We start from the raw sequence: 19015 nt of genomic DNA, 5'->3' as shown, positions 1-19015 counted from the left end.
GCAACGCCGGCACAGGCGCACGGCGGCGGGCAGGATGAGGCGTGCTCACGCTCGAGGAGGTGTTCCCGCCGTACGCGTTGCGCATCGCTTGCGGCCCGGTGGAGCTGCGGGTGCTGCGCGACGACGACCTGCCCGAGCTCGTAGAGGTCGTACGAGGCGGCATCCAGGCGCCAGGACTGCCGATGCCGTTCCTGTCGGCGTGGCACGAGGCACCTTTCGCGCCGGGTGAGCCCGACGGCTTCCCTTCGACCTCGCTCGCGTGGTGGTGGACGCAGCGCGCGACCATCGCGCCCCACGAGTGGCGGCTCGCCCTCGTCGTGCGGCGCGACGGCCAGGTCGTCGGCATGCAGGACCTCCACGCCGTCGGCTTCCCCCTCACGCGAACCGTCCTCACCGGCTCGTGGCTCGGGCGGGCGCACCACGGCCTGGGGACCGGCACCCTCATGCGTCGGCTCGTGGTGGGGTTCGCCTTCGACGAGCTCGACGCCGGGCGTTGCGAGTCCGGCTACGTCGTCGGGAACGCGGCCTCGGCCGCCGTGAGCCGCAAGGTGGGGTACGTCGAGGACGGTCGCCGCCGCATCGTGCAGCACACCCGCGACGGCGACGTGGGCGTCGAGGAGCAGCGGGTGTCGGTGACGCCGGAGACGTTCCGCCGACCCGAGACCGAGGTACGAACGGAGGGAGCGGCGGTGCTGCGCCGGTTCCTCGGGGTCGAGCGGCCCGGGGACGGCTGACCGTCGCGCGGCACGGTCCGGTGCCGGCCGGACGGCACCTCAGCCGTCCGGACCGACCGACCTCGCCTCGTACGCCCACAGCGCGACCTCGACGCGGTTGCGCGCGCCGAGCTTGGTCATGAGCGAGGCCACGTGGGTCTTGACGGTGCTGAGCCCGACGAACAGCTCCGCGGCGATCTCGGCGTTGGTGCGGCCCCGCGCCACCAGCGCGAGCACCTCCTCCTCGCGCTCGGTCAGCGGGTCGACGGGCTGCACCGGTGCCGCCCGTGCCTGCCGGGCGAAGGTCGCGAGCAGGCGGCGGGTGACGTTCGGAGCGATGAGCGCGTCGCCCGCCGCGGCCGCGTGGACCGCCTGCACGAGCAGGTCCGGCCCGGCGTCCTTCAGCAGGAAGCCGCGCGCCCCGGCGCGCAGCGCCCCGAGCACGTACGCGTCGAGGTCGAAGGTCGTGATGACGACCACGGCCATCGGCTCGGCGACGGCCGGTCCCGCCAGCCGTCGCGTCACCTCGACGCCGTCCAGCCCGGGCATGCGGATGTCGACCAGGAGCACGTCGGGTCTCAGCCGGGCCGCGAGCTCGAGCGCCGCGTGCCCGTCCGCCGCCTGCCCCACGACCTCGAGGTCGGGCTGGGCGTCGAGGATCATCGTGAGCCCCGTGCGCACGAGGTCCTGGTCGTCGGCGACGACGACGCGCACCGTCACGGTCGCTGGTCCACCGGTAGGACCGCCTCGACCGCCCAGCCGCCCTCGGGACAGGGCCCGGCGTGGAGCGAGCCGCCGAGCAGCCGGGCACGCTCGGCCATGCCCCGCAGCCCGTAGCCGGGCGCGGGCGCCCGCGTGGCGTCGCCGCGACCGTCGTCGTGGACGCGCAGCCGCACGGTGCCGCCCGCCCGGCGCACGTCGATGCGGACACGGGTCGCGTCGCGGGCGTGCCGCCGGGCGTTGGTGAGGGACTCCTGCGCGAGCCGGTACAGCGTGGCCCCGACGGGCCCGGGGAGGCCGGTGAACGGTCCGTCCAGCGTCACCTCGACGGCAGGCAGGCCGTCAGCGCGGGCGAGCCGCTGCAGGTCGGGCACGCCCGGCCCGGGTGCGTACGCGGCGACGTCCTCGTCGCGGAGCACCCGCACCATGGAGCGCATCTCCGCCAGCGTCTGCGAGGCCTCCGCCTCGATCGCGGCGAGGACCGCCGCCGCCCGCGCCGGCTGCTGGGCGGCGATCACCCCGCCGGCCTGCGCCTGCACGGCGATGGCGGACACGTGGTGCGCGACGGTGTCGTGCAGGTCGCGGGCCAGCAGCAGCCGCTCCTCGTCGCGGACCTCGCGCCGGCGCCGCTCCCACACCTCGGCGCGGTAGCGGAACACGACCGCGAGGGCGGCGACGAGCAGCAGCAGGACGGTGCCGCCCACCACCTCGGTCGGTCCCGTCGCCGAGGCGTACATGCCGAGCGCGGTCGCGCCGGCGACGACGGCCGTCCCGAGAACCGTCTCCCGGCCGGAGCCCCACCGCACGAGCGAGAAGAGCAGGAGGAGGACCGCCGTCATGGACCACAGCCCGAGGTCGCCGGTGCCGGCCGCGAGCTGCAGGAGCGACAGCAGCGCCGTGGCGCCCCACCCGACAGAGGCGGCCAGCAGCGGGCGGGTCCGTCGCACGAGCAGGGCGGGGGCGACCGCGAGCGCGACGGTCGTCACGAGGACCCGCCACTCGACGTCCGGGCGGAGGAGGGCCTCGGTGAGGACCGCGACCGCGTACCCGCCGGCCAGCAGACGGTCGAGCGGGCCGACGGGCGCGGCACCGGCAGGCCGCGGCGTCTGCCGCACCGCGCGCCGGACGTCGACCACGACGGCGAGCCTAGGGACCGGCACCCGTCGGCGTACCCGCCGAAAGTACGAGACCCGGGTCGTGCCCCGGGCGGAGCGAGGACCGACCTCCGGACCGATGCCCCGGTGACCGCGCCCGTCCACCGTGGACCGTACGACCTCCACCACGACCCGGGAGCCCCGCATGAGCACACGACAGACCGACGTCCGCGCCCTCGACGACCAGCGCGTCCCCGTCCGAGCGGTCCTCGCCGCCCTCTGGACCGGCGTCATGCTCCTCTATGTCTACGTCGACATCCTCGCCTTCTACCGGCCCGGCACGGTCGAGGACATCCTCGACGGCAGGGTCTGGGAGCTCGCCATCACCCAGACGTGGGCGACGACGGCGCTCGCCCTCATGGCGCTGCCGATCCTCATGGTCGTGCTGTCGGTCACCCTGCCCGCCCGCGCCGGCCGGGTGGTGAACCTCGTCGTCGCGGCCCTGCAGCTGCCGTTCGCGGCCTTCAACGTGGTGGGCGAGACGTGGGTGTGGTTCTACGGGCTCGGCTTCGCGCTCGAGGCCGTCCTCCTCGTGCTCGTGCTGCGGTACGCGTGGGCGTGGCCGCGCACCGGGGCTCCCGCGACCGCCGCCGCGTCGAGGGCGGGCGTCCCCGCCTGACCCCGCTCGGACGGCGAGAGCCGGGCGCCGCCGTGGAGGCAGCGCCCGGCTCGCGCGGGACCGTCGGACCGTCAGATGTCGTAGTACAGCTCGAACTCGTGCGGGTGCGGGCGGGACTGGATCGGCAGGACCTCGTTCTGCGTCTTCCAGTCGACCCACGTCTCGATGAGGTCGGGGGTGAACACGTCGCCCTCGGTGAGGAACTCGTGGTCCTCCTGCAGCGCCTTCAGCACCTCGGGCAGCGTGGTCGGCACCTGCGCGATGTCGGCGTGCTCCTCGGGGGGGAGCTCGTAGAGGTCCTTGTCGACCGGCGCGGGCGGCTCGATGCGGTTCTTGATGCCGTCGATGCCCGCCATGAGCATGGCTGCGAACGCGAGGTACGGGTTGCTCGAGGGGTCCGGCGCGCGGAACTCGATGCGCTTGGCCTTCGGCGAGGAGCCCGTGATCGGCACGCGGATCGCCGCGGAACGGTTGCGCGCGGAGTACACGAGGTTGACCGGCGCCTCGAAGCCCGGCACGAGACGGTGGTAGCTGTTGACCGTCGGGTTGGTGAAGGCGAGCAGCGCGGGCGCGTGGGCGAGGATGCCGCCGATGTACCAGCGGGCGGTGTCCGACAGCCCGCCGTAGCCGGCCTCGTCGAAGAACAGCGGCTCGCCGTCCTTCCACAGCGACTGGTGGCAGTGCATGCCCGAGCCGTTGTCGCCGAACACGGGCTTCGGCATGAACGTCGCGGTCTTGCCGTGCTTCCACGCCGTGTTCTTGATGACGTACTTGAACTTCATGACGTCGTCGGCGGCGTGCAGCAGCGTGTTGAACCTGTAGTTGATCTCCGCCTGGCCCGCGGCGCCGACCTCGTGGTGGGCGCGCTCGACCTCGAGGCCGACCTGGCCCAGGGTGCGGACCATGTCGTCGCGCAGGTCGGCCTGGTGGTCGGTGGGGGAGACCGGGAAGTAGCCCGACTTGTACCGCGTCTTGTAGCCGCGGTTGCCGCCCTCCTCGGAGCGGCCCGTGTTCCACTGGGCCTCCTCGGAGTCGATCTCGTAGTAGCCGGTGTTCTGCTTCGTCTCGAAGCGCACGTCGTCGAAGACGTAGAACTCGGCCTCGGGGCCGAAGAACGCGGTGTCGGCGATGCCCGTCCCCTTGAGGTACGCCTCGGCCCGGGTCGCGACCTGGCGCGGGTCGCGGCTGTAGGGCTCGCCGGTGAAGGGGTCGACGATCGAGTGCGTGATGACGAGCGTCTTCGCCGCGCGGTAGGGGTCGACGTAGGCCGTCGCCGGGTCCGGGATGAGCTTCATGTCGGACTCGTGGATCGCCTGGAAGCCGCGGATCGACGACCCGTCGAACATCTGGCCGTCCTCGAAGGCCGAGGCGTCGAAGGCGGCGGCCGGCAGCGTGAAGTGCTGCATGATGCCGGGCAGGTCGCAGAAGCGGACGTCGACGAACTCGACACCCTCCTCCGCGATGTACTTCAGGACCTCGTCGGACGAGCTGAACATCAGGTCTCCTGTCGCTGAGGGGCTCGGGCAGGTGGCGGACGGTCGCCGGCCGCGTGGCAGGCTACGGACCACCGCGTCGTCCGGCACGCTAGACAGGCGGCGTGACGCACCCGTGTCCCATGTGTTTCGGGCACGTGACGAGCGGGGGCCTCTCGTGACGAGTGCGTGACGCGACGACGCGGCGTGGGCGCTCAGGTCGCGGTCGTCCGGAACGTCCCCTCGAGCGCCGTCACGGAGCTGCCGCCGACCAGCACGTCGAACGACGTCGCGTCCTCCACCCAGTCCCGCACGGCCGCGTTCCAGTGCCGCCGGTGCCGGGGGCCGACCTCGAAGTCGAGCCTGCGCTCCTCGCCCGGGGCGAGCGTCACCCGCTCGAAGGCGACGAGCCGGCGCACCGGCAGCGAGGCCGAGCCGTGCCGCTGACGCAGGTACACCTGCACGACCTCGTCGGTCGTGCGCGAGCCGGTGCTGCGCACGACCGCCTGCACCGTGACGGTCCCGCCCACGGCCGTCTCGGCGGGCCCGACGGCGAGGCTGCCGTACTCCACCGGTGCGTAGCCGAGGCCGTGCCCGAAGGGGAACAGCGGGGTGCTGGGGGAGTCCCAGTAGCGCGCGTCCTGGTTCTCGGGCTCGAAGGACGGCTGGTGGCCGGCGATGACGGGCGCGTGCCCGACCGTCCGGGGCCAGGAGAACGGCAACCTGCCGCCGGGTGGCACCGCACCCAGCAGCAGGTCGGCGACCGCGGCCCCGCCCTGGCTGCCGGGGTACCAGACCTGCACGATGGCCGGCACGTGCTCGACCGCCCAGCGGAGGTCGACCGGCCGGCCGCTCATGACGAGCAGCACGACCGGGGTGCCGGTCGCGACGACGGCCTGCAGCAGCTCGAGCTGGCGGCCGGGCAGGTCGAGGGACGACCGGGACGCCTGCTCGCCGACGAGGTTCTGCCACTCGCCGACGACCACGACGGCGACGCCGGCGTCGCGGGCCAGGTCGACGGCCCGCTCGAGCTCGGCGTCGTCGTCGAAGTCCTCGGGGACGGTCGGCTGGTTGCCGCCGTGCGCGTCGAAGATCGAGGGGGTCGGCCGCAGGTACGGGCGGACGCCGGGCGCGTGCTCGACCGCGACGCCGGCCTCCCGCAGCGCCTCGCGGAGCCCGGCGTGCACCGTGACGGTCTCGGCGAGGTCGTGGTCGAAGCACCAGGGGCCGAGGGTGTCGCGGGCGGAGTCGGCGAGCGGCCCGAGCACCGCCACGCGCCGCAGGTCCTCGGCGCGCAGCGGCAGCAGGTCGCCCTCGTTGCGCAGCAGCACGAAGGACCGTTGCGCGGCGGTGCGGGCGGCCGCGCGGTGGGCGGGGTCGGCGAGCACCTCCGCGGCCCGCGTCTCGTCGACGTAGGGGTTGTCGAGCAGCCCGAGCCGGACCTTCGCCTCGAGCACGCGCAGGACGGCGGCGTCGAGGTCGGCGAGGTCGACCCGGCCGGCCGCGACCGACTCCTCGAGCGTGCCGTAGGCGGCGTCCGCCATCGCCATCTCCATGTCGCACCCCGCGCCGAGCGCGAGAGCGGCGGCCTCGGCGGGGTCGAGCGCGACGCCGTGCGTCTGCAGGTTCTTCACCGCGTTCGCGTCGCTCACGACGAACCCGTCGAAGTCCCAGGCCCCGCGCAGCACGTCGCGCAGCAGCCAGCGGTTGGCGGTCGCGGGGATGCCGTTCAGCGGCATGTACGCCGTCATGACGCTGCCCGCGCCCGCGGCGACCGCGGCCTCGAACGGCGGCAGGTAGACGTTCCACAGCGCGGCGTCGGAGACGTCGGCCTCCTCGTAGTCGCGCCCGCCGAGAGCGGCGCCGTAGGCGGCGAAGTGCTTCGCCGTCGCGAGGACCCGTCCGCTGTCGGCGCCGAGGTCGGTGCCGTCGCCCTGGAAGCCGCGCACCTGCGCCGCCGCCATCGCGGCGCCGAGGTGCGGGTCCTCACCGGCCCCCTCGACGATGCGCCCCCAGCGCGGGTCGCGGGCGATGTCGACCATCGGCGCGAAGGTCCACTGGATGCCGACGGCACGCGCCTCCCGCGCCGCGACGGCCTGCCCGGCCTCGACCGCGGCCGGGTCCCAGCTCGCGGCCATCGCCACGGGCACGGGGAAGACGGTCCGCAGCCCGTGGATGACGTCGTAGCCGAAGAGCACGGGGATGCCGTGCCGGTTGCCCTGCACCGCGAGGCGCTGCAGCCGGTTGGTCTCGGCCGGGTCGGTGACGAACAGCAGCGAGCCGACCTCCCCGCGCGCGAGCGCCGCCTCCACCGCGGCGGCCTGCTGCGACGGTGGCGGGCCGTCACCGGCGTCGGCGTCGGACAGGCCGCCGAAGTAGAAGTACTGCGTGAGCTGGCCTGCCTTCTCGGCCGGGCTCAGCCGCGCGAGCAGGTCGAGCGCCCGGGCCCGCACCGCCTCGTCGTCGGCCCGCTCGCTGCTGACCATCGTGGACCTCCTCGTCGGCTGCGGCGACGCTAGCGGCGGGGCCGGGTGCCCGACAGCCGGGCGATCCACGACCGACCGGTCGGCGCTCGTAGGCTGGGGACGTGACGGAGGGCGCCCCGGAGGGCTGGTCGGGACAGCGCCTGGGACTCCCGCCGAGCGGTCCGGGCTCCGTCGCCTCGATCGGCCGCCGCGCCGTCGGCCTGCTCGTCGACTGGCTGCTCGCGGTCCTCGTCGCCACGACGTTCCTCGACGGGCTCGGCTCCTTCGGGCCGCTGCTCGTGTTCGCGGTCGTGCAGGTGGTGCTCGTCGGCACGATCGGCTTCTCGATCGGTCACGCCGTGGCCGGGCTCACCGTCGCCCGCGTCGGCGCCGGACCGGCGGGGCCGGTCGCCGCGCTCATCCGGACCGCGCTGCTCGTCCTCGTCATCCCGGCCGTGGTCCTCGACGCCGACTCACGCGGCCTCCACGACCGCGCCGCCGGGACGGTCGTCCTCCGCCGCTGAGGACGGGTCCCCGCCCCGCGTCGTGGGACGGCGCGCACCGGGGCCCGGCCAAGACGCGTGCCCGACGTCCCCCGGCCGGCAGACCCCGCCGCGTCGTGGGACCACGCGCACGGTCGTGTCGCCGACGGCGTGCGGGACGTCCCCCGACCGGGGCGCGGTAGGAGGAGCGCGGGCTCAGCGGCCGCGCATCGCCCGGCGGTCGGCGCGCGCACGGTAGGGGTCGATGCCCTTGGGCACCGGCGCCTTGAGTCCGCCGAGGGCCTGCATGCGCTTGACGACGGCGCTGACCTCCGCGCCGGTCAGGGTGCGCGGCAGGCGCAGGAGCCGCCGCGACACCTTGCGCAGCGGCGTCTGGTCCTCGCCGGTGCCGACGTGCAGGACGTGGACGGGCACGCCGGAGGCGACGCGCGCGTGGCGCTTGCGCTCGGCCTCGGCCAGGCGCAGCGTGCGCGGCAGCGGGCCCTCGACGAGCAGCACGATGCCCGGGCGGCCGACGGCCCGGAACACGAGGTCACCGGTGCGCGGATCGGCGGCGACGGGCTCCTGCGAGGTGGTCCAGCCGCGGCGCAGCTGCTGCATGACGATCGCGGTGCCGCCCTGCCGGCCCTCCACCTGCGCGAACAGCGCCTTGTCGGCCCGGCGGGTCAGCACGAAGAGCCCGACGACGAGGGCGGTCAGCAGCGACGTGACGATGCCGAGCACGAGCGTGAGGACGCTGCCGTTCCACACGAGCAGCGTGATGCCGATGCCGACGAGCAGCACGAGCGCGACCGAGCCGAAGACCCACAGCGGTGCCGCCTTGTCGTACTGGACCGTCAGGCGGTAGACGGCGAGGAACTGCTTGAGCCGGCCCTGCTTGGCGGGGTCGGCGGCGGTGCTGTCCGTGCGGGCCATGCCCGCCAGGATACGGGCGCGACCCGCCTACGATGACGGCGTGGACGCCGGGCGGGAGCGCGTGCTGCAGCAGCAGCGCGACTGGTACGGCGCACCACTGGCTGAGGTGTTCGAGGGGCTGTGCACGCGGCTGGAGGTCTCGCAGGCGGCGCTCGCGCGGCTGCTGGGCCTGTCGCCCGCCATGGTGTCGCAGCTGCGCAACGCGCAACGGGCGAAGATCGCGAACCCCGCTGCCGCGAACCGGCTGCAGCAGCTCATGGTGCTGGGGGAGCGGGTGGCGGCGGGTGACCTCGACGCGGCCGCGGCGCTGCAGCAGGCGGAGACCGTCCGCTCCGAGACGACGGCCTTCACGCAGGCCGGCACGGACGACGCGCCGCTGGCCCGCCGGCTCGCGCAGCTCGCGCCCGGCCCGGTGCTGCAGCGGCTGGCCGACGCGGCCCAGCCGGACGCGCCGGACCTCGCCGACCTCCTGCGCGCCGCCGCGCGCGCGTGACGGCCACGAACGGCCCGCGGCTGCTCGCCGGCCGGTTCCGGGTCGTCGACCTGCTCGGCTCCGGCGGCATGGGCGCGGTGTGGCGGGTGTGGGACGAGCGCGAGCACCGCTACGCAGCGGCCAAGGTGCTGCGGCTGCAGCGGGCCGACGCGCTGCTCCGCTTCGTCGCGGAGCAGGGCACCCGCGTTCGGCACCCTCACGTGCTGACGCCGACCGGCTGGGCGGCGGACGACGACCAGGTGCTCTTCACGATGGACCTCGTCGACGGCGGGTCGGTCGCCGACCTCGTCGGCGACTACGGCGCCCTGCCCGCGCCCCTGGTCGTCACCCTGCTCGACCAGCTGCTCCAGGCGCTCCAGGCGGTGCACGCGGCCGGGGTCGTCCACCGCGACGTCACGCCCGGCAACCTGCTGCTGCGGGCGACCGGCGACGGGCCGCCGCACCTGCTCCTGTCCGACTTCGGCGTCGCCGTCCGCTCCGACCTGCCCCGGCTCACGACGGCCGCCGAGGTCGTCGGCACCCGCGGCTACGTCGCGCCGGAGGTGCTCGCCGGGGCCGACCCCGCGCCCGCGGCCGACCTGTACACCGTCGGCGCGGTGGCGGTGGAGCTCCTGACGGGGCAGCGCCCGCCGCCGGACGCGTCCGCCGCCTCCCTGCGTGCCGCGCTCGACGGTGCCGCCGCGCCGTGGCCGCTGCTGCAGCTCGTCCGCGGCCTGCTCGAGGAGGCGCCGCAGCGCCGGCCGCCGGACGCGGCCACGGCACGCTCGGCCCTCCCCGCCGTGGCCACGGACGGCGGGGTCCGGCCCGGTGGGGACGGGACCGTCGCCGTCCTCCGTCACCTGCCGCCGCTGCCGGACGGCTGGGAGGCGGACGGGCCCACGGCCGGTCGCTCGCCCGCGCGGACGACGGCGGGTCCGTCGAGCGCCCCAGGGCACAGCGGGCGCGGGCTTCCCCGCTGGTACCGGCCGGTGCTCGGCGCGACGGCCGGTCTCCTGCTGCTCGTGCTCAGCGCCCTCGGCGTGCTCCTCGCGGGCTGACCCCTCAGGGCCCTGGGTCGGCGGGCCCGTCCGGGCCCGCGCGCCTGCGCAGGCCCCACAGCACCAGCGCTGCCAGCACGGCGACGAGGAGGACGGCGAGCCCGACGAGCACCACGACGACCGCGGGGAGCGCACGGCCGGACGCCGGCGCCACGTCGTCGGCGGTGGCGACGGCCTCCGGGCTCGCCCCGGTCGACGGTGCGGTCGCGGCCTCCTCGGACGCCGCCGGCGAGGGGGCGGCCGGGTCCGAGGCGGGCACGGCGGCTCCGTCGGTCACGTACTGCGGGCCCTGCTCGGCCTCCCCCAGGAGGTCGACGCCGAGCGTGAACGGGATCGCCAGCCCCTCGTCCTCGACGGACGACGAGTCGCCGTCGAGGGACAGCATGACGAGGTAGTCACCGGCCCGGCTGACGTTGCGCACGGCGTAGAGGTCGAGCTCGCGACGGTTGGCCCACGTCACGGCGTGCGTCGTGATGTACATGTCCTGGGCCTCGCCGTCGCGGAACTCCGTGTACCGCTTGCTCCTGGTTCCCTCGGGGAACGCCGGCAGGCGGTTCTCGTCGAAGACGAGGACGTTGGCGTAGGTGCCCGCGCGGAGCGAGTCCCGCAGCGCGGAGTCCGGCGGTTGCCTCGGGAAGTCGACGCGCAGCGCGAGCTGCTGCCCCCAGCCGACCCGCACCCGGTAGTACACGGTCTCCCCCCGGCGCATCGAGTCCGACCACGCCCCGGGCCGGAGCTCGGTCGCGTCGTTGAAGCTCGGACCGCCGTCCACCGCGACCGGGTCCGGCACCGCCGGTGGCTCGGGGAACACGGTCGTCCGGTCGCCCGCCTCGCCGAGGCCCTCGCTACCGCGCACGGGGGGTTCGAGGCTGATGACGAGCTCCATCGGCAGCGCGACAGGCTGGTCGGTACCCGTCCACTCGACCCGCACCAGGAGGGGACCGCCGGCGAGGCACGTCTCAGGCGCCTGGACGCGCAGCGCGTCGGGGCCGGACAGGACACCCCCGCTCAGGGGCGCCGAGCCCCGGGCGTTGTCGGGGAAGTCGATGCTGGAGGCGCACTGCGGCTCCTCCCCGGGTGCGAGGACGGAGGTGACGAGCATGCCTCGCACCCCGCGCCGCTGCGGGTCGTCACCCCGGGTGATGGTCGCCCCGGCTCGTACCGTCCAGCCGCGCGGGACCTCCACCGTGTAGTACCGGGGCTCGTCGGACCGGATCTCGTCGAGGTACTGGCCCTCCTCGACGAGCGGGGCCCCGGTCGCCTCCAGCGCTCCCTCGACCGGCGTGCCCTCCGGGCGGTAGACCCGGAACCCTCGCAGGGCGCTGGTGTCGAGCGCGGCGCTCAGCTCGGCGGCATCGGCGGCGTCGACGTAGGTGCCGCCCCCGGCGTCGGCGACGCACTGCAGGACCTCCCGCGCCTCGGCGTCGACGCGGAACCCGACGACGTCGATGCGCAGGTCGATGCCACGCGCGGCGAGGTCCGCGGCGACGGGGCAGGGGTCGGGGTCGCACGTGGGCTCGCCGTCGGAGACGAGCACGACGGTCTGCGCGGCGTCCCCGGTGAAGTCCTCCGCCGCGGCGAGCAGGGCCGTGCCGATCGGCGTGTCACCGCGCGGGGCGAGGTCGGCGACCTCGGCGGCGACGGCGTCGGCGTCCACCGGGCCCACCGGTACGCGGAGCGTCGTGTCCTCGCAGGAGCCGGGCGCCTCGGAGTCGACGCCGTCGCCGTAGGTGCGCAGCCCGAGCCGGGTGCCCTCCGGCGTGCTCCGCGCGAGCTCGGTGACGGCCTGCTTCGCGGCGTCCATCCGGGTCTGGCCGCCGCCGGCGTCGGCCTCGGCCATCGAGCCGGAGCTGTCGAGCACGACGACGACCTCCGGCGCCTCCGACGAGCTCGGGGCGCCGACCGCCGAGGCGGCCGGGACGGACCCGACGAGCAGCGACAGCGCAGCGAGCGCGGCAGGTGCGAGCACGGAGCGGTGCATGGGTCCCCCTGGCGTTTGCGGACGTGAACGTTCGCACATGTAAACACCGGGGTCGGGGTCCGCGCAAGCACCCGGTGGTCAGCCGTTCCCGGGGTCGGGAGCCGACGGTCGGGTCAGGCGACCTCGGCGCGCTCCGCCTTCGCCGCGACCGCCTCGCGGTACAGGCGCCCGGCGCGGTAGCTGGACCGCACGAGCGGCCCGGACATGACGCCGAGGAAGCCGACCTCGCGCGCCTCGGCCTCGAGCTCGACGAACTCCTCCGGCTTCACCCAGCGCTCGACGGGGTGGTGCCGCGGCGTCGGGCGCAGGTACTGGGTGATGGTGATGAGGTCGGTGCCGGCCTCGTGGAGGTCGACGAGCGCCTGCGACACCTCCTCGCGGGTCTCGCCCATGCCGAGGATGAGGTTCGACTTCGTCACCAGCCCGGCGTCGCGGCCCTGGGTGAGGACGTCGAGGGACCGCTCGTACCGGAAGGCCGGGCGGATCTGCTTGAAGATCCGCGGGACCGTCTCGACGTTGTGGGCGAACACCTCGGGGGCGGCGTCGAAGACCTGCTGCAGCAGCTCGGGCACCCCGTTGAAGTCCGGGACGAGGATCTCCACGCCGGTGTCGGCGTTGAGGGCGTGGATCTGCCGGATGGTCTCCGCGTACAGCCAGGCGCCGCCGTCGGGCTGGTCGTCACGGGCGACGCCGGTGACGGTGGCGTAGCGCAGGCCCATCCGCTGCACGCTCTCGGCCACGCGCCGCGGCTCGTCGCGGTCCAGCGGCTCGGGCCGGCCGGTGTCGATCTGGCAGAAGTCGCAGCGCCGCGTGCACTGCCCGCCGCCGATGAGGAACGTCGCCTCGCGGTCCTCCCAGCACTCGAAGATGTTGGGGCAGCCCGCCTCCTGGCACACGGTGTGCAGGCCCTCGTCCTTCACGAGCTTCTGCAGGGCCGTGTACTCGGGCCCGGTCCGCACGCGGGTCTTGATCCACGACGGCTTCTTCTCGATGGGGACGGAGGCGTTGCGCGCCTCGACCCGCAGCATGCGGCGACCTTCGGGAGCGACTGTCACGCCACAACGGTACGCCCGCGGTGGGCGTGCGCCCGGCCGGGCCTAGGGTCCCTGCCATGGAGCTGCGCGTGTTCACCGAGCCCCAGCAGGGGGCCTCCTACGACGACCTCCTCGCCGTCGCCCGGACCGCGGAGGAGTGCGGCTACGGCGCGTTCTTCCGCTCCGACCACTACCTCGCGATGGGCGACGGCGACGGCCTGCCCGGGCCCACCGACGCGTGGGTGACGCTCGCCGGGCTCGCGCGCGAGACGAGCACCATCCGCCTCGGCACTCTCGTGACGGCGGCGACCTTCCGCCACCCCGGGCCGCTCGCGATCTCCGTCGCGCAGGTCGACCGGATGTCCGGCGGCCGGGTCGAGCTCGGGCTCGGCTCGGGCTGGTTCGCGCGCGAGCACGAGGCGTACGGCCTCGACTTCCCGCCGCTCGGGGAGCGCTTCGACCGCTACGAGGAGCAGCTCGCGGTCGTGACAGGCCTGTTCCGCACGCCCGTCGGGGCGACGTTCTCCTACGAGGGCGAGCACTACCGCCTCGTCGACAGCCCGGCCCTGCCCAAGCCGGCGCAGGAGCGGCTGCCCGTGATCATCGGTGGCGGCGGCAAGGCGCGGACGCCGCGCCTCGCGGCCCGCTACGCCGACGAGTTCAACCTGCCGTTCGCGTCGCTCGAGGACGCGCGGGCCCAGTTCGACCGGGTGCGCGCCGCGTGCGAGGCCGTCGACCGCGACCCGGCGACCATGACGTTCTCGGCGGCCCTGACGGTGTGCGTCGGCTCCGACGAGGAGACGGTGCGTCGACGGGCCGCCGCCATCGGCAAGGACCCGGACGGGCTGCGCGCGGGCGGCGTCGCCGGCGCGCCGGACGAGGCGGTCGCGACGCTCCGGCGGTGGGCCGGGATCGGCTGCGAGCGGGTGTACGTGCAGTTCCTCGACGTGCACGACCTCGACCACGTCCGCGAGGTCGCCGAGGCCGTCCTGCCGCACGTCCGGTGAGCGCGACGGCCGCACCCTCCGCAGCCTCCGCAGCCACGGCGCGGTCGGTGCTGCCCGTCGTGCTCGACGTCGACACCGGCGTCGACGACGCCCTCGCCCTGCTGTACGCCGTCGCCGAGCCGCGCCTGGACCTGCGGGCGGTCACGTGCGTCGGCGGGAACACCGACCTGCCCGACGTGCTCGCCAACACCACCGCCGTCCTCGCGGTCGCGGGTGCGACCGGCGTCCCCGTCCACGCCGGTGAGCCCCACCCGACGAGCGGCCCGGCGGTGGAGGTGGGGGAGCGCTGGCACGGTGCGGACGGGCTGATGGGGCTGCGGCCCGCCGCCGCCGACCTCGAGGGCCTCGAGCGACCCGCCGTCTCGGCGGAGCACGCCGTCGAGGCCGTCGCGCGCCTCGCCACGACCGGCGGCCCGCCCCTCGTCCTCGTGCCGCTGGGGCCGCAGACGACGGTCGCGGAGCTCGTCTGCCGTCACCCCGAGGCCGTCGCGGCGCTGGACCGCATCCACTTCATGGGTGGCGGCGGCACGGGCGGCAACATCACCCCGGCCGCGGAGTTCAACGTCCACCACGACCCGGCCGCCGCCGACACGGTCGTGCGCAGCGGCGCCCGGGTCGTCATGTACGGCCTGGAGGTGTTCGAGGAGGTGCGGGTGGCCGAGGCCGACGTCCGCCGGCTGGAGTCGGCCGGGGGCCGCGCGTGCCGGCTCGCGGCGCGGCTGCTGCGCGCGAGCGCCGCGAAGCAGGGCCTCGCCGAGGGCACGCTCGGCGACGCCGGGGCCGTGGCCGCGCTCGCGCGACCCGACCTGGCCACGTCCGTGCGGCGGCCGGTGGCGGTCCACGTGGGCGACGGACCGGCGCGCGGCGCCACGGTCGTCGACCGCCGCGCCCACGGCGGGCCGCCGGGGGAGGGCTTCTACGACGTCGACGTCGTCGAGCGGGTGGACGCGGCCGCTCTCGCCGGGCACGTGGTCGACGTGCTGCTGGCCCGCTACGGCTGAGGCGCGACGGCCCCGGCGGGCGCGTGGGGGAGCACGGCCAGCACCTCGCGCTCGACGAGCGGCAGGACGTCCTGGACCGTCACCGGCCGGCCGAGCTCGGCGGACAGCGACGTGACGCCCGCGTCGGGGATGCCGCACGGCACGATCGGCGCCGCCCACGACAGGTCGCAGTCGCAGTTGAGGGCGAAGCCGTGCATCGTCACCCCGCGCGCGACCCGGATGCCGATCGCCGCGACCTTGCGGTCCCGGCCGCCGGCCCCGAGGCCGCCGTCGCCGCGGACCCACACCCCCGAGCGGCCGTCGACCCGCTCGGTCGCGAGCCCGAGCGCGTCGCAGACGGCGATGAGGGCGCCCTCGAGCCGACGGACGTAGGCGACGACGTCGACGGGCTCGGGCAGCCGCACGAGCGGGTAGCCGACCAGCTGGCCCGGGCCGTGCCACGTGATCTTGCCGCCGCGGTCGACGTCGACGACGGGCGTGCCGTCGCTCGGGCGCTCGTGCGGGCTCGTCCGCTTCCCCGCGGTGTAGACGGCCTCGTGCTCGAGCAGCAGCAGCCGCCCCGGCCCGCCGGCGACCACGCGCTCGTGCTCCTCGCGCTGCCGCTGCCAGCCGTCGAGGTACGGCACGTGGCCGGTCAGGCGGTCCACGACGACGTGACCGGTGCTCGCAGGCGTGCCGAGGGTGCTCGCGCTCACCGTCCCATGGTCGCACCGTGCGGGACGCGACGGTGCGGCGGACCCGGCGGACCCGGCGGACCGGGGGTCAGGGGCGCTCGAGCACCGACACGAGCGCGACGAGCGCGGCGCGGAAGGCGTCGAGGTCGCAGTGGCGGGCGACCTCCTCGTCGACCAGGCGCAGGTCCAGGCCCGAGCCCGCGACCGACACGAACGTCTCCCTGCCGCTCGGGGTGAGCGACACCAGGCGGCGCCGTCGGTCACGGACGTCCTGGACGCGCTCCACGTGCCCCTCGCGCTCGAGGCGGTCGAGCGTCCGCGACATGGTCTGGTCCTCCACGCGCGTGAGGCCTGCCACCTCGTGCTGCGACATGGGACCGGCCATGAGGTGCGCGAGCACGCCGAAGCCCGCGTGCGTGAGGCCGAAGGCGGCGAGACCCTCGTTCCACCGGTGCTCGACCACCCGGGCGGCCGTCGACAGCAGCCTGCCCGTCGGCCACGCGGTCACGTCGTCGCCGGCCGGGTCGCGCACGACGTCGGGGCCCCGGTCGCCTGCCGGGGTGCTGGGAGCGCTCACCACGGGCAGACCGTACGGCCGACCGGTCCGGAGTGCCCTCCACGGCTCATCCCTATATCGTACGCCTGCTGACCATTCGCACACGAAGTACCGCCAGGAGGAGCCCGTGTCCCACGAGCCGTCCCACCGTGCCGCACCGGTTGCCGACGACGAGGTCCCGTCCGACCCGGCGGGGCCCGGTCGGGGCACCTCGGGCGACGGCACGTCCCGCGCCCGCTGGCTCGTGCCCGCCGTCCTCCTCGTCGTGTGGCTGGCCGTGGCCGCGGTGGGCGGCCCGTTCCAGGGCCGGCTCGCCGAGGTGCAGGAGAACGACAGCGCCGCGTTCCTGCCCGACGGGGTCGAGTCGACCCGGGTCACCGAGCTCGCCGAGGGCTTCACCGACAGCGACACGTTCCCCGCCTTCGTCGTGGTGGAGCGGGAGGACGGCCCGCTCACCCCCGAGGACCTCGAGGCCGTGGCGACCTTCGCCGAGCAGGTGCCGGACGCGCCCGTCGTCGTCGGCACCACGGACGACGACCTCCCCGACCTCGTGGTGGGCGACTTCCTCGCCGCGACGGCCGGGCCGCCCGGCCAGGGCCCGGTGGCGGTGGTCCCGTCCGAGGACGGCGAGGCCGTCCTCCTCCTGCTCCCGGTGGACGCGTCGGCGATCGAGGAGCCCCTGGCCGACGGCGAGACCGCGCTCACCGTCGTCGTGGAGTCCGTCCGCGAGGCGGACGAGGCCCTGCCCGACGGGCTGGCCTCCTACGTCGCGGGCCCCGCGGGAACCCTCGCGGACTTCGCGGCCGCCTTCGGCGAGATCGACGGCATCCTCCTCGGGGTCGCGCTGGCCGCCGTCCTCGTGATCCTCCTGCTCGTCTACCGCAGCCCCTCGCTGCCGTTCCTCGTCATCTTCTCCTCGGTGTTCGCCCTGGCGGCCGCCAGCGTCGTCGTCTACCTGCTGGCCCGGGAGGGGCTCGTCGACCTCAACGGGCAGTCGCAGGGCATCCTCTTCATCCTCGTCGTGGGGGCCGCGACCGACTACGCGCTGCTGCTGGTGGCGCGCTACCGCGAGGAGCTGCGTCGCCACGACGACCGGTACACCGCCATGCGCGTCGCGTGGCGCCGGGCCGTCGAGCCGGTCCTCGCCTCCGGCACGACGGTCGTGCTGGGCCTGCTGTGCCTGCTGCTGTCCGACCTCGGCAGCAACCGCGGCCTCGGCCCGGTCGCGTCCGTCGGCATCGTCATGGCGATGCTGTCGGCGCTCACGTTCCTGCCCGCGGCGCTGCTCCTGCCGGGGCCGCTCGTCGTGCTGCTCGCGGTCGGGGCGGGCGCGGGCGTGCCCGCCGCCCTGGCCGGCCTGGCCGGGGCGCCCTCGGGCGCCGTCGCGGTCGCCGCGGTCGTCGGGGCGGCGCTGGCGGTGGCGCTCGTCGTCCTCGTGGCGCTCCGGCTGCGCCGCCGCCGGGCCCGCCGCGCCGCCGCCGGTGAGCCGCTCGGGGCGGGCCGGTGGGTGTTCTGGCCCGCCGAGCCGCACCTGGGCGAGACCGGCGCGGAGGGCCGCGGGGTGTGGGCGCGCGTCGCCACTCTCGTCGGCCGGCGCCCCCGCGCCGTGTGGCTGGGCACGGTCGCGGTCCTCGGTGTGCTCGCGGCGTGCCTGCCGCTGCTGGAGGCCGACGGCGTCGCGCAGTCCGACGTGTTCCTCGTCGAGGTGGAGTCGGTGCAGGGCCAGGAGGTGCTCGCCGAGCACTTCCCGGCGGGCTCGGACTCCCCGACCCTCGTGGTGGCCGACGAGGTGGACGCCGACGCGGTCCTCGACGTCGTGCGCGCCGAGCCGGGCGTGACCTCGGCGGACCTCACGCGGGCACCGGGCCCGGACCCGACGCAGCCGGGGGAGGTGCTCGTGAGCGACGGCCTGGTGCAGGTCGAAGCCGTGCTCGCCGACCCCGCGGACTCCCTCGCCGCCCAGGACACCGTCGAGCGGCTGCGGGCCGATCTCGACGCCGTGTCGGTCGACGCCCTCGTCGGCGGGCAGACCGCGCAGCAGCTCGACGTGCTCGACGTGTCGACCGCCGACCTCTACCGGATCATCCCGGTGGTCCTCGCCGTCATCTTCGTCGTGCTCGCGCTCCTGCTGCGCAGCCTCGTCGCGCCCGCCCTCATCCTCGCGGCGAACATCCTGTCCTTCGCCGCGACGCTCGGTGCCTCGGCGCTCGTGTTCGACTACGTGCTCGACTACCCGGGTGCGGACCCGGCGGTGCCGCTGTTCGGCTTCGTGTTCCTCGTGGCCCTCGGCATCGACTACTCGATCTTCCTCATGACGCGGGTGCGGGAGGAGTCGGAGCGGATCGGCACGAGGCCGGGCATCCTGTCGGGCCTCGCGGTGACGGGCGGGGTCATCACGTCCGCCGGGATCGTCCTGGCGGCCACCTTCGCGGCGCTCGGGGTCCTGCCGATCCTGTTCCTCGCGCAGATCGCCTTCATCGTCGCCTTCGGCGTGCTCCTCGACACCTTCGTCGTCCGCTCGCTGCTCGTGCCGGCCCTCGGCTACGACATCGGCCGGCGCATCTGGTGGCCGCACCGCATGAGCCGCGCCGACGCGCCCGGTGAGCTCGCGGCGGCCGGGCACGGGCGCCACGTCGAGGAGCGGGCCGCCGAGCCCGTCGCCTGACCGGCG

Annotated in this window: 17 protein-coding genes; 8 read left to right on the top strand and 9 right to left on the bottom strand. The window is 75.4% G+C overall.

All coding sequences use genetic code 11. The annotated features are described in order from the left end of the window. Positions 1-41: 41 nt before the first annotated feature. Positions 42-734 (top strand): GNAT family N-acetyltransferase, encoded by a 693-nt coding sequence (locus tag WAA21_RS08375; protein ID WP_336922326.1) that lies wholly within the window; start codon positions 42-44, stop codon positions 732-734. A gap of 39 nt (positions 735-773) precedes the next feature. On the opposite strand, the gene WAA21_RS08370 is transcribed toward WAA21_RS08375, so the two are convergent. Beyond that, complete coding sequence (locus tag WAA21_RS08370) at positions 774-1433, bottom strand: response regulator transcription factor (protein WP_336922325.1); 660 nt, start codon at positions 1431-1433, stop codon at positions 774-776. After that, positions 1430-2569, bottom strand: a complete 1140-nt coding sequence (locus WAA21_RS08365; RefSeq protein ID WP_336922324.1) for a sensor histidine kinase — start codon at positions 2567-2569, stop codon at positions 1430-1432. Before WAA21_RS08365 ends, WAA21_RS08370 begins: the two co-directional genes overlap by 4 nt. 163 nt (positions 2570-2732) lie before the next feature. Between WAA21_RS08365 and WAA21_RS08360 the strand changes: the two genes are divergently transcribed. Then, on the top strand, positions 2733-3206 hold the full coding sequence (locus WAA21_RS08360; protein WP_336922323.1) for a DUF6326 family protein: 474 nt from the start codon (positions 2733-2735) through the stop codon (positions 3204-3206). Between the two features lie 71 nt (positions 3207-3277). Here WAA21_RS08360 and glnA read toward each other — a convergent pair whose 3' ends face one another. Next, positions 3278-4702 (bottom strand): type I glutamate--ammonia ligase, encoded by a 1425-nt coding sequence (glnA, locus tag WAA21_RS08355; RefSeq protein ID WP_336922322.1) that lies wholly within the window; start codon positions 4700-4702, stop codon positions 3278-3280. 191 nt (positions 4703-4893) lie between these two features. Next, positions 4894-7164 carry a glycoside hydrolase family 3 N-terminal domain-containing protein gene (locus WAA21_RS08350; protein WP_336922321.1) on the bottom strand — a complete coding sequence of 757 codons (2271 nt, stop codon included), beginning with the start codon at positions 7162-7164 and terminating at the stop codon, positions 4894-4896. Positions 7165-7265: 101 nt separating this feature from the next. On the opposite strand from WAA21_RS08350, the gene WAA21_RS08345 reads away from it, so the two are divergent. Continuing rightward, the gene (locus WAA21_RS08345; protein ID WP_336922320.1) at positions 7266-7667 is read left to right on the top strand and encodes an RDD family protein; all 402 of its coding nucleotides are present in this window, start codon (positions 7266-7268) and stop codon (positions 7665-7667) included. A gap of 174 nt (positions 7668-7841) precedes the next feature. On the opposite strand, the gene WAA21_RS08340 is transcribed toward WAA21_RS08345, so the two are convergent. After that, on the bottom strand, positions 7842-8561 hold the full coding sequence (locus WAA21_RS08340) for a DUF4191 domain-containing protein (RefSeq protein ID WP_336922319.1): 720 nt from the start codon (positions 8559-8561) through the stop codon (positions 7842-7844). A gap of 40 nt (positions 8562-8601) precedes the next feature. On the opposite strand from WAA21_RS08340, the gene WAA21_RS08335 reads away from it, so the two are divergent. Together WAA21_RS08335 and WAA21_RS08330 are read left to right on the top strand one after the other, a co-directional pair. Further along, positions 8602-9054, top strand: a complete 453-nt coding sequence (locus WAA21_RS08335; protein WP_336922318.1) for a hypothetical protein — start codon at positions 8602-8604, stop codon at positions 9052-9054. Then, a complete protein-coding gene (locus tag WAA21_RS08330; RefSeq protein ID WP_336922317.1) occupies positions 9051-10091 on the top strand; it encodes a serine/threonine-protein kinase in 1041 nt (346 codons plus the stop codon). Before WAA21_RS08335 ends, WAA21_RS08330 begins: the two co-directional genes overlap by 4 nt. Before the next feature lie 4 nt (positions 10092-10095). Here the strand turns inward: WAA21_RS08330 and WAA21_RS08325 are convergent, their stop codons facing one another. Together WAA21_RS08325 and lipA are read right to left on the bottom strand one after the other, a co-directional pair. Next, positions 10096-12072 carry a VWA domain-containing protein gene (locus WAA21_RS08325; RefSeq protein WP_336922316.1) on the bottom strand — a complete coding sequence of 659 codons (1977 nt, stop codon included), beginning with the start codon at positions 12070-12072 and terminating at the stop codon, positions 10096-10098. A 113-nt stretch (positions 12073-12185) separates the two neighbouring features. Next, a complete protein-coding gene (gene lipA, locus WAA21_RS08320) occupies positions 12186-13127 on the bottom strand; it encodes a lipoyl synthase (protein ID WP_442893250.1) in 942 nt (313 codons plus the stop codon). Between the two features lie 56 nt (positions 13128-13183). Here lipA and WAA21_RS08315 point away from each other — a divergent pair, with 56 nt between their 5' ends. Together WAA21_RS08315 and WAA21_RS08310 are read left to right on the top strand one after the other, a co-directional pair. Beyond that, on the top strand, positions 13184-14113 hold the full coding sequence (locus tag WAA21_RS08315; protein ID WP_336922315.1) for an LLM class F420-dependent oxidoreductase: 930 nt from the start codon (positions 13184-13186) through the stop codon (positions 14111-14113). 47 nt (positions 14114-14160) lie between these two features. After that, positions 14161-15114: a nucleoside hydrolase gene (locus tag WAA21_RS08310; RefSeq protein WP_336922314.1), complete on the top strand. Its 954-nt coding sequence runs from the start codon at positions 14161-14163 to the stop codon at positions 15112-15114. Here the strand turns inward: WAA21_RS08310 and lipB are convergent. Further along, positions 15105-15761, bottom strand: coding sequence for a lipoyl(octanoyl) transferase LipB (gene lipB, locus WAA21_RS08305; protein ID WP_442893252.1), 657 nt, complete (start codon positions 15759-15761; stop codon positions 15105-15107). The two genes, WAA21_RS08310 and lipB, sit on opposite strands and share 10 nt — an antisense overlap. Positions 15762-15876: 115 nt before the next feature. Continuing rightward, on the bottom strand, positions 15877-16368 hold the full coding sequence (locus WAA21_RS08300; protein WP_336922312.1) for a MarR family winged helix-turn-helix transcriptional regulator: 492 nt from the start codon (positions 16366-16368) through the stop codon (positions 15877-15879). Positions 16369-16471: 103 nt separating this feature from the next. On the opposite strand from WAA21_RS08300, the gene WAA21_RS08295 reads away from it, so the two are divergent. Beyond that, positions 16472-19009 (top strand): MMPL family transporter, encoded by a 2538-nt coding sequence (locus WAA21_RS08295; RefSeq protein ID WP_336922311.1) that lies wholly within the window; start codon positions 16472-16474, stop codon positions 19007-19009. Positions 19010-19015: the final 6 nt, after the last annotated feature.

The organism is Aquipuribacter sp. SD81, from assembly GCF_037153975.1.
GTDB lineage: Bacteria > Actinomycetota > Actinomycetes > Actinomycetales > JBBAYJ01 > Aquipuribacter.
Note: the sequence above shows the minus strand (reverse complement) of the source record. Positions and strands in the feature narration are given on the sequence as shown.

What these genes read in the sequence shown, in the direction of transcription:
- WAA21_RS08360 (WP_336922323.1), top strand. Translation starts at nt 2,733, where the DNA reads ATGAGCACACGACAGACCGACGTCCGCGCCCTCGACGACCAGCGCGTC.
- glnA (WP_336922322.1), bottom strand. Translation starts at nt 4,702, where the DNA reads ATGTTCAGCTCGTCCGACGAGGTCCTGAAGTACATCGCGGAGGAGGGT.
- WAA21_RS08350 (WP_336922321.1), bottom strand. Translation starts at nt 7,164, where the DNA reads ATGGTCAGCAGCGAGCGGGCCGACGACGAGGCGGTGCGGGCCCGGGCG.
- WAA21_RS08340 (WP_336922319.1), bottom strand. Translation starts at nt 8,561, where the DNA reads ATGGCCCGCACGGACAGCACCGCCGCCGACCCCGCCAAGCAGGGCCGG.
- WAA21_RS08325 (WP_336922316.1), bottom strand. Translation starts at nt 12,072, where the DNA reads ATGCACCGCTCCGTGCTCGCACCTGCCGCGCTCGCTGCGCTGTCGCTG.
- WAA21_RS08315 (WP_336922315.1), top strand. Translation starts at nt 13,184, where the DNA reads ATGGAGCTGCGCGTGTTCACCGAGCCCCAGCAGGGGGCCTCCTACGAC.